This window comes from Microvirga sp. P4_G7, assembly GCF_056401005.1.
Genome location: NZ_JBFUKD010000067.1, coordinates 1 through 9,612, shown reverse-complemented (window position 1 = coordinate 9,612; position 9,612 = coordinate 1). Strand labels below are relative to the sequence as shown.

Below are 9,612 nucleotides of genomic sequence, written 5' to 3'. Positions count from 1 at the left end.
GGCCGAAACCCTGCGTTCGGAATGGGTTGTGCGTGTCGATGGCAAAGTCCGGAAGCGTCCGGCCGGCACGGAGAACGCCGAGCTGCCCTCCGGCATGATCGAGGTCTACATCACGGATATCGAGGTTCTCGGCCCCGCCGAAGAACTGCCGATGCCAGTGTTCGGCGACCAGGAATATCCGGAAGAGACGCGGCTGAAATACCGCTTCCTCGACCTGCGTCGGGAAAAACTCCACCAGAACATCATGAAGCGCGGCGCGATCATCGACGCGCTGCGCCGCCGCATGAAGGAGACCGCCTTCTTCGAGTTCACGACGCCGATCTTGACGGCCTCGTCACCTGAAGGCGCGCGCGATTTCCTCGTGCCGTCGCGTCTGCATCCCGGCAAGTTCTACGCTCTGCCGCAGGCGCCGCAGCAGTTCAAGCAGCTCATCATGATCTCGGGCTTCGACCGTTATTTCCAGATCGCGCCCTGCTTCCGCGACGAGGATCCGCGCGCCGATCGCCTGCCCGGCGAGTTCTACCAGCTCGACGTGGAAATGAGCTTCGTCACCCAGGAAGACGTGTTCCAGGCGATGGAGCCGGTGATCCGCGACACCTTCAAGGAGTTTGCGGAGGGCAAGCCGGTCACGGACACCTTCCCGCGCATCAAGTACTTCGATGCCATGCTGAAATACGGCTCCGACAAGCCCGATCTGCGCAATCCGCTGATCATCGCGGACGTGTCCGATGTGTTTTTGCGTGACGACGTGTCGTTCAACGCATTCAAGAACGTCGTCAAGGCGGGCGGCGTCGTGCGCGCCATCCCAGCGACGGGGGCCGCGAGTCAATCGCGCTCGTTCTTCGACAAGCTCAACGACTGGGCGCGTACCGAAGGAGCGCCGGGTCTCGGCTACGTCGTCTTCGAGGAAGAGAACGGTCAGGTCGTCGGCAAGGGTCCGATCGCCAAGTTCATTCCTGAAGAGGCGCAGAAATTGATCCGCGAGAAGGCCGGCGTGAAGGCAGGCGACGCAGTGTTCTTCTCGGCAGGGACAGAGGACAAGGCCGCCTCGCTCGCCGGCAAAGCGCGCGTTCGGATCGGCGACGAGCTCGGTCTCGGCGACAAGAACCAGTTCGCTTTGTGCTGGATCACGGACTTCCCGCAATACGAGTGGAACGAGGATGAGAAGAAGATCGACTTCTCGCACAACCCGTTCTCGATGCCCGCGATCGAAGCCGACGAGTTCCTGAAGCTCGGCGACGAGGACAAGGATCGCATCCTCAAGCTGACGGCCTACCAGTACGACATGGTCTGCAACGGCTTCGAATTGGCGTCCGGTGCGATCCGTAACCACCGGCCGGACATCATGAAGAAAGCCTTTGGCATCGCCGGTTACGAGGAAAGCGTGCTGGAAGAAAAGTTCGGCGGCATGTACCGCGCCTTCCAATACGGCGCTCCTCCGCACGGCGGCATGGCGGCTGGCATCGATCGCATCGTGATGCTGCTGTGCGGCGCCATCAACCTGCGCGAGATCACCCTGTTCCCGATGAACCAGAGGGCCGAAGATCTCCTGCTCGGCGCTCCCTCCGACGTGACGCCGAAGCAATTGCGTGACCTGCACATCCGGCTGAACCTGCCGGAGAAGTGAGACCCGTTTGCCGATGGACGCTGTCACCGCCATCGTCGTCGCCTTCGACAGCGCGGAAGCGCTGCCGGAATGCCTCGGCGCCCTGACGGCGGAGGGCGTCGGCACCATCGTGGTCGACAACGCGTCGAGCGACGAAACGGTCCTCGTCGCCGAGACATTCGGTGCACGGGTCGTGCGCAACGCACGCAACGAAGGCTACGGTCGCGCCAACAATATCGGTGCAYGGGCCGCGACGAGCGCCTACATGCTCGTCGCCAACCCCGACAGCATTGTCGAACCGGGGGCTGTCGCCGCGTTGCTCGATGCGGCCGCGCGGTATCCCGATGCGGGCCTGTTCGCGCCGTGCATCGTCGAGCCGGACGGCCGTGTATTCTATCAGCCGCGCTCGCTGCTCGCACCCTATCTCCCCAATGCGAAAGGGTCGCTCGTCGTCCCGAGCGGAGAGGCCTGCGCGCCGTTTTTTTCGGGCGCGTGCTTCCTCGTCCGCCGCGACCTGTTTCTCAAACTCGGCGGGTTCGACGAAAACATTTTTCTCTTCTACGAGGACGATGATCTCTGTCGCCGCATCGCGGATGCGGGACATGCGCTCGTCTACGTGCCCCAGGCTGTCGTTCGGCATGCACGCGGACGGTCGAGCGGCGTAAAGCCGGGCAGAGTATTCGCGTCGCGCTGGCACCAAGCCTGGTCCCGCGCCTACGTGAGCCGGAAGTATGGTCTTCCGAATCCGGCGCCGGTCATGTTCGCGATCAATGCGCTCAAATCCATCGGTGTCGGCCTGACGTTTCGGTCGCGTTTGATCGAGCGCTACAGTGGATCGGCTGCCGGTGCTTGGGCCTTTCTGCGCGGACACTCGGCGCTGCAGCGGGAGGGGTTGGCATGAGTTCAGTCTGGTCCCGCTCCCCCACCGTTTCGTCCGCGATGGCGCAGGAGCGCAACAATTTCACGATCATCAGGCTCGCGTTGGCCCTGGCTGTGGTTGTCTCGCACGCGTTCAGCGTGACCACCGGCACCATCGCCGACGAACCGCTTGCCACACCGACGGGTTTCACCCTCGGCGAGCATGCGGTGAACGGGTTCTTTGCCATCTCCGGCTTTCTCGTCACGATGAGTTTCGATCGGCGCGGCTGGCGCGACTACTTCATCGCTCGCACGTTGCGCATCGCGCCCGGCCTCATCGTTGCGACGCTCGCCGTCGCGCTGATCCTCGGCGCCGCGCTGAGCACGCTGTCTCTTTCCGATTATTTGTCGAGCAGCGGCGTTTGGCGCTTCGTCACCGCGACGCTGACGTCCTTCAAGAGCAATATCGCACTTCCCGGCGTCTTCACGGAGAACCCGTTCCATTTTCCCATGGGGACGGTCTGGACGCTGAAATACGAGGTGCTGTGTTACGCGGGCGTACTCGTGATCGGGATCGTCGGGTTGCTGCGCTCGAAGATTGCGGCGCTTCTGCTCGTAGTCGGATTGTTTGCCGCGTTGGTGACGCTCGAAACGCTTCACCCCGATCTCCCGAAAGGGATGGAGACGGCTATCCGTCTGCCGCTGATTTTCGCAATCGGCGGTGCACTCTACGTCTGGCGCGACAAGGCTCGGCTCTGTGGTCCGCTGGTGCTGGCGTTGCTGGCGCTGACATGGCTTGCGTATGGCACCGATCTCTATACGGCGCTGCTGTTCACAAGTTCGGCGTATGCGATCCTGTGGCTGACGATGGCGCCCGCCGCCCTCGAAGCCTTTACCTACGATCCGGCCGTCGACTTGTCCTACGGCACCTACCTCTATGGCTGGCCGATCCAGCAAGCGTTTCACGCATTGTTTCCGACGATCGCGGCGATTGTCCTGCTCGGACCGTCTTTGGTCGTCACGCTCGTCATTGCCGCTTTGTCCTGGTTCTCCGTCGAAAAACCCGCGCTTGGCCTGAAAGCGCGGGCGCTCGGACGGCGGACGATCAAGACGATCGAGCCGGCAGCGCCCTGACGGCGGCGATCAGCTCGTCGATCTTTTCATTTTGCAGCATCGGGATCAGCTGGGCGACCTCTTCGGCGGACAGGTCCCACCACGCAATATCGAGAAGGGCGGCGATGGTCGCTTCATCGAACCGGTAGCGGACGACCCGTGCCGGATTGCCGCCGACGATGGCGTAGGGGGGCACATCCTTCGTCACCACCGCCCGAGCGGCGATCACGGCTCCATGACCGATGGTTACCCCGGAAAGCACCATTGCCCCGGAGCCGAGCCAGACATCGTTGCCGATGACCACGTCGCCGCGGGACGTGTGGTAATCTCGGTTTCGCGGGGCGGCTGGCCACAGCTCGGGCAGGGCRGAAAACGGATAGGTCGTCGCCCAATCGATGCGATGATTGCCGCCGAGAAGGATCTCGACCTTGTCGGCGATCGAGCAATAGCGGCCGATGATCAGCTTGCGCCCGGCTTCGGGGAACCTGACCTTCGGTCGCCCGTAGCTGAAGTCGCCGATCTCGTAGCCATAGCGCCGTATCAGCTTCGCCAGATGAATGCGGGTCTGATTAAAGGGGTTGCGCCAATTCTTCAAACGATGGCTGAGCCTCATCGAACGCATACCCCTTCAGGTTGACGGAGAGGGGGCAAGGCGCGCACAAGGGCCTTCGACATCGAAGCCGCGCTGGCGGAACAAGGAGCGTTTGGGATGGCTGACAACATCTCGCAGGATCTGAAATCGGGTGCGCTGTTCTATCATCGCTATCCGCGTCCAGGGAAGCTCGAGATCCAGCCCACGAAGCCACTCGGCAACCAGCGCGACCTGGCGCTGGCCTATTCGCCGGGTGTTGCCGCCGCTTGCGAGGCCATCGTCGAGGATCCGGCAGAAGCCGCGAATCTGACTTCGCGCCAGAACCTGGTGGCCGTGATTTCCAATGGCACGGCGGTTCTCGGCCTCGGCGATATCGGCCCACTCGCTTCCAAACCCGTCATGGAAGGCAAGGCGGTTCTGTTCAAGAAATTCGCCGGCATCGACGTGTTCGACATCGAAGTCGCTGAAAAGAACGCCGATAAGCTCGTCGAGGTCATCGCCGCGCTCGAACCGACCTTCGGCGGCATCAACCTCGAGGACATCAAGGCGCCGGAATGCTTCGAGGTGGAGGAACGCCTCAAGGCCCGCATGGGCATCCCGGTCTTCCACGACGATCAGCACGGCACGGCGATCATCGTGGGTGCCGCCGTCACCAACGGCCTCGAACTCGCCGGCAAGAACATCGCCGACGTCAAGATCGTGACGTCGGGCGCCGGCGCCGCGGCCCTGGCGTGCCTCAACCTGCTGGTCTCGCTCGGCGCGAAGCGCGAGAACATCTGGGTGACGGACATCGAAGGCGTCGTCCACGACGGTCGCAACGAACTGATGGACCGCTGGAAGTCGATCTATGCGCAGAAGACCGATGCGCGCACGCTCGCCGACGTCATCCCGAATGCCGATATTTTTCTCGGCCTATCCGCCGGCGGCGTTCTGAAAGCCGAACTTTTGGCGAAAATGGCCCCGCGGCCGCTAATCCTGGCGCTGGCCAATCCCTATCCCGAGATCATGCCGGAGGAGGCTGAAGCCGCTCGCCCGGACGCCATGATCTGCACAGGCCGGTCCGATTATCCGAACCAGGTCAACAACGTCCTCTGCTTCCCATACATCTTCCGCGGCGCGCTCGATGTCGGTGCGACGACGATCAACGAGGAGATGAAGGCAGCGGCCGTCACAGCGATCGCTGCTCTTGCCCGTGAGACGCCCTCCGAAGTGGTCGCTCGCGCGTATGGCGGCGAGGCTCATCCGTTCGGGCCCAAGTCGCTCATTCCGAGCCCGTTCGATCCGCGCCTGATTTTGCGGATCGCGCCTGCGGTGGCGAAAGCCGCGATGGAGTCGGGCGTCGCGACACGGCCGTTGGATGACCTCGAAGCCTATGCGGATTCGCTGACGCGGTTCGTGTTCCGGTCCGGCTTCATCATGAAGCCCCTGGTGGCGAAAGCGAAGGCGGATCCCAAGCGGGTCATCTTTGCCGAAGGCGARGAMGAGCGCGTGCTGCGCGCCGTTCAGGTGATCGTGGAAGAAGGGATCGCCAAGCCGATCCTGATCGGTCGCCCCAACGTCGTCGAGACCCGCCTCAAGCGGTTCGGGCTTTCGATCGCCATGGGCAAGCATTTCGAATTGATCAACCCCGAAGACGATCCCCGTTATCGCGATTATGTGGCGACCTATGTCGATGTGGCCGGCCGCAAGGGCATCACGCCGGACGCGGCGAAGACGCTCGTGCGCACGAACACGACCGTCATCGGCGCCATCGCGTTGCGTCGCGGCGATGCGGATGCATTGATCTGCGGCGTCGAAGGTCGCTTCCAGTCCCGCCTCAAGCACATCAAGGACATCATCGGTCTCGCGCCGGGCGTGCATGAGATGGCGGCGCTGTCCCTCGTCATCACGTCGAAGGGGGCCTATTTCCTCGCCGACACGCATGTGCAATTCGATCCCAACGCGGAGGAGATCGCGGACATGACGATCGCGTGCGCCAGCCATGTGCGCCGGTTCGGCATCGACCCCAAGATCGCGCTACTCTCGCATGCGGATTTCGGCGCCGCGGATACGCGTTCGGCAATCAAGATGCGTCACGCGCTTGCGCTCATTCGCGACCGCGCGCCCGATCTCGAAGTCGATGGCGAGATGCAGGCGGATGCGGCGCTCTCGGAGATGATCCGCGAGCGCGTCTATCCCGCATCGCGCCTGAAAGGCGAGGCCAACGTCCTGATCATGCCGAACCTGGATGCAGCGAACATCGCGTTCCAGTTCACCAAGATCCTCGCGGATTCGCTCCCGGTCGGACCAATCCTGATCGGACCGGCGAAGCCTGCGCACATTTTGACGCCGTCGGTGACAGCCCGCGGCATCGTCAACATTACCGCGATCGCCGTGGTCGAAGCTCAGGCGCAGGCCGAGGGCGCGTGAGCGCTACTCGGCTTTCGCGGTGATATCGAGCTTGCCGAGAATGGCGACAGGATCGGGTTGTGCTGCGAGTTCAGTGACGCCGATACCCGTGCCGTTCTTGGTCTGAGCATTGATCGTCAGACGGCCAGGCTTCGCGATGAACTTGGCGACAGCGCGGCTCAGGCTCTCGGCCTGCGGCGAACTCCCCAGCATCGAGGGAATGAGCACGGCAGCGGCCATTCCGTACGAGCGTCGCAGGCTCTCGGGCTTCGTCTTCTGCTCTCTCGCCTCTCGCGCGAGAAAGCGGTCGAAGAGCCCGGTGTTCTCCACAACCAGGTCCGCGAATTTCGCCTTTGCGCCCATCAGCGCGACCGTGGCGACGGCCGTATCGGGATTGAACACATCCTTCGTCACCTCGGAGAGGCTGCCGCGGAGGGCAATACGGCCCATGTCCTTGCCGTCGATGGAAACCTCACGGATGGCAACTTCGCTAGCGGTTTCATTCCAGGATGCGTCGACGACGAGCGACAGATCGAGATTGGAGTAGCYGAGCGCGATGAGATCCGCGATTCCGTCCTCATTGCTCGCAGAGGGCAGGCTCATCGCGAGATGGCTCAGGCCAAAGCGGACGTTGCTGGCAATTCCGTTGACGGGCTTGTCGGCGGTCAGCTCCAATTCGCCGAGCGAGGCTTTGATCGCGTCGGATTTGGTATCCTTGCCGCCCTTATTTTTGATGCTGGCGCCGCCCTTTGCATCGATGCTGAAGCCCGACATGCGCATGGTGCCAATCGTCGGAATGAGGCTTCGCAGCGTCGTAGCATCGAGATCCTTGAGGTCGCGGCCCTTCAACGAGCGCATTCCCTCCAGAGTGGAGGTGAACGAGAAGCCGGTGAAGGCGAGTGTATCGATTGCAATCTCCGCGTCCTTGGACGAGAGACGCATTCCTTCGATCCTGGAATCGGCAGGTTGCGCGCCTGATGCGCTGGAATAAGTGATGCGGTCGATCTTCGCGCTGCCAGCGTCCTTGGAACGATCGACGATCTCCATATCGTTCATTTCCACGAAGCCGATCTGCATCGCACTCAGAAGGTCCGCAACGGCCGGAATGATCCGAGTCTCGTCTTCCTTCGTCGGTTTCTCCTTCTCGGCGAGGCTTGCGAGAAGCGCGATCGTTCCGGTCCAGGAATCCTCCGTCGGGCGCGCTTTGAAATCGCGCCCTGCGATGTGGCGAATCTTGAGATTGGAACCGTCTCTCGTCGTCATCGCAATGTCGTCGACGGTGAAGCCGCCGTATATCAGCACGAGGGGCGTCACGGCCGCGTCTGCCCTTTCCAGATAGAGGCGTGCCAGGGCCGGCAAGTCCAATGCGCTCACTGTCGAGCGCCCTTGAGTCAGGATCTCCGTCCCTTTGCCCTGCTGGAATTCCTGTACGGCCGTATCCGCGGCCATGGTCGCGACACGGCCCTCGACGACATCGGATACGACGATATTTCGATAGGTGACACGTTGCGTTGCGGACCCGAGCCTCTGTTCGATGACGAGTTCCGGAATCGTCATTTGCTTCGCGCTCAAGCGAGCGAGCCGCGCTGGGAGAGCCTCGCTCGATCCGGCCCGCAAAAATTCCTCGATCTCGGCACGTGGAGTCGAAACTCCCGAGAACGCGACCCGTTTTGCCCGATAGGTGGCCGTGCCGACGGTGAGCGTCACGTTGTCCAGGGTAAAGCTATCCGCGGCCTGCGCGAAAGCGGCGCTCCAGAACGGGACTGTGACGGCGGCGATCGTGAGGCGGTCCTGGCCTTTGCCGAACGCCATGTCGCGCGACAGGGTCGGCTCGAAATGAACAGCCGCCGTGGCCGCAAGAAGGGCGAGCGCGCATAGACCCGACCGGAAGAGGGACTTCATGACTTCTCCTGGGGAGTTTCGACGCCGATATTCGGCCTCGAACGGGCGGCGCGCAAAGAGAAGTTAGCGGGTGTGGTCGCTCGTTTACAGAGCAAACGACGTCCCACAGCCGCACGATGCCACGGCATGGGGATTTTCGATCTTGAACGACTGGCCGATCAGGTCGTCGACGAAATCGATCACCGAGCCTTCCATGTACTGAAGCGATACCTGGTCGACAACGACGGTCGCCCCTTCCTTTTCGACCAGAAGGTCGTCGTCCTGCTGGCGCGCGTGCTCGACGTCGAAGGCGTATTGGAAGCCGGAACACCCGCCGCCATTGACGCTGATCCGCAGCATCGAGCCGGCGGGCTCGGTTGCCATGATCTCGTTGATTCGGTGGGCGGCGCGTTCAGTCAAGGTAATATCGGGCATTGCTGCTACCACGTGCTTTGGACGAGCTGTTAAGACCAAGGTAAGTCCGCCAAGACATATAAGCGGTGCTCGGCAAGGATTCCAGGCCAAGTCGTCCCCCATCGTTCCCTACTCAGTTCTCGATCCGTTTCTGTTCGTCAGGCGGGCGGATTGGAACCGGCGGGAGGCCTCAAGAGTCTCCCGATCATAGGCCTCAAAAGTGATTTGTGCACGGGTGTGACCTGCCACCTTGGCGGTATCCGCGAGGGACGCGCTGCCAGTACCGGGCTCGTCAGCATCGCTTAGACCCGATGCCAGCCGCACCCGCCCAATCCCGTCACGTTGGTGACAACCCTCTGCCCGATATGGCCTCAAGCCTTCGCGGGTAGCTCACATACGGAACCCGCGAGCCTGGCTTCAGGGTGCGGGATGGGCTGCCGAATGAAGAATTAGGCAGCTCAAGGACGAGAACAAGCGACCAAAACAAGAGATCGATAAGCGATCCATATTGTTGTGAGTTAGCTCCACGGTCCTGATCGAACCTCAGCTTTTCCAGCAGCTTCGATCCCGATGTATCCGATCTCGCCCATGTTGACGTATCGGGGCGTGTGCCCCTCCTGCTCGAGCGCCTTCCATGCTAGCTCGTGCACGTTCGTGACGCCGCGGCTCATGAGATCCCTGATGATGAGGGAGAAGATCCTCTTATCGACGAAGGTCATGGGGCGGTTGGCATAGCGGTAAGCCGTGCTGATGATAATCG

At 62.1% G+C, this 9,612-nt stretch carries 8 protein-coding genes; 4 read left to right on the top strand and 4 right to left on the bottom strand.

Annotated features, from left to right (window positions below):
* From aspS to AC1DT3_RS05525, 3 genes are all read left to right on the top strand, one after another.
* The coding region (gene aspS / locus AC1DT3_RS05535; protein WP_477464246.1) for an aspartate--tRNA ligase at positions 1-1,627 on the top strand (1,627 nt) is incomplete at its 5' end.
* Positions 1,628-1,640: 13 nt separating this feature from the next.
* Positions 1,641-2,507, top strand: coding sequence for a glycosyltransferase family 2 protein (locus AC1DT3_RS05530; RefSeq protein ID WP_477464245.1), 867 nt, complete (start codon positions 1,641-1,643; stop codon positions 2,505-2,507).
* Positions 2,504-3,598, top strand: coding sequence for an acyltransferase family protein (locus tag AC1DT3_RS05525; protein ID WP_477464244.1), 1,095 nt, complete (start codon positions 2,504-2,506; stop codon positions 3,596-3,598). The genes AC1DT3_RS05530 and AC1DT3_RS05525 overlap by 4 nt, the downstream gene beginning before the upstream one ends.
* Here AC1DT3_RS05525 and AC1DT3_RS05520 read toward each other — a convergent pair.
* Positions 3,570-4,190 (bottom strand): CatB-related O-acetyltransferase, encoded by a 621-nt coding sequence (locus tag AC1DT3_RS05520; RefSeq protein WP_477464243.1) that lies wholly within the window; start codon positions 4,188-4,190, stop codon positions 3,570-3,572. The genes AC1DT3_RS05525 and AC1DT3_RS05520 overlap by 29 nt on opposite strands.
* A gap of 96 nt (positions 4,191-4,286) precedes the next feature.
* Here AC1DT3_RS05520 and AC1DT3_RS05515 point away from each other — a divergent pair, with 96 nt between their 5' ends.
* Entirely contained in the window at positions 4,287-6,578 is a 2,292-nt protein-coding gene (locus tag AC1DT3_RS05515; protein ID WP_477464242.1) for an NADP-dependent malic enzyme, read from the top strand.
* A 3-nt stretch (positions 6,579-6,581) separates the two neighbouring features.
* Here the strand turns inward: AC1DT3_RS05515 and AC1DT3_RS05510 are convergent, their stop codons facing one another.
* The 3 genes from AC1DT3_RS05510 to AC1DT3_RS05500 form a co-directional block, all read right to left on the bottom strand.
* Entirely contained in the window at positions 6,582-8,459 is a 1,878-nt protein-coding gene (locus tag AC1DT3_RS05510; protein ID WP_477464241.1) for a hypothetical protein, read from the bottom strand.
* 84 nt (positions 8,460-8,543) lie between these two features.
* Positions 8,544-8,873 (bottom strand): HesB/IscA family protein, encoded by a 330-nt coding sequence (locus AC1DT3_RS05505; protein WP_477464240.1) that lies wholly within the window; start codon positions 8,871-8,873, stop codon positions 8,544-8,546.
* A gap of 497 nt (positions 8,874-9,370) precedes the next feature.
* Positions 9,371-9,612, bottom strand: a 242-nt coding sequence (locus tag AC1DT3_RS05500; RefSeq protein WP_477464239.1) for a hypothetical protein, incomplete at its 5' end; no start/stop codon positions are given.

Excerpts from the sequence above, each read along its gene's own strand:
- AC1DT3_RS05525 (WP_477464244.1), top strand. The coding sequence starts at position 2,504 with ATGAGTTCAGTCTGGTCCCGCTCCCCCACCGTTTCGTCCGCGATGGCG.
- AC1DT3_RS05505 (WP_477464240.1), bottom strand. The coding sequence starts at position 8,873 with ATGCCCGATATTACCTTGACTGAACGCGCCGCCCACCGAATCAACGAG.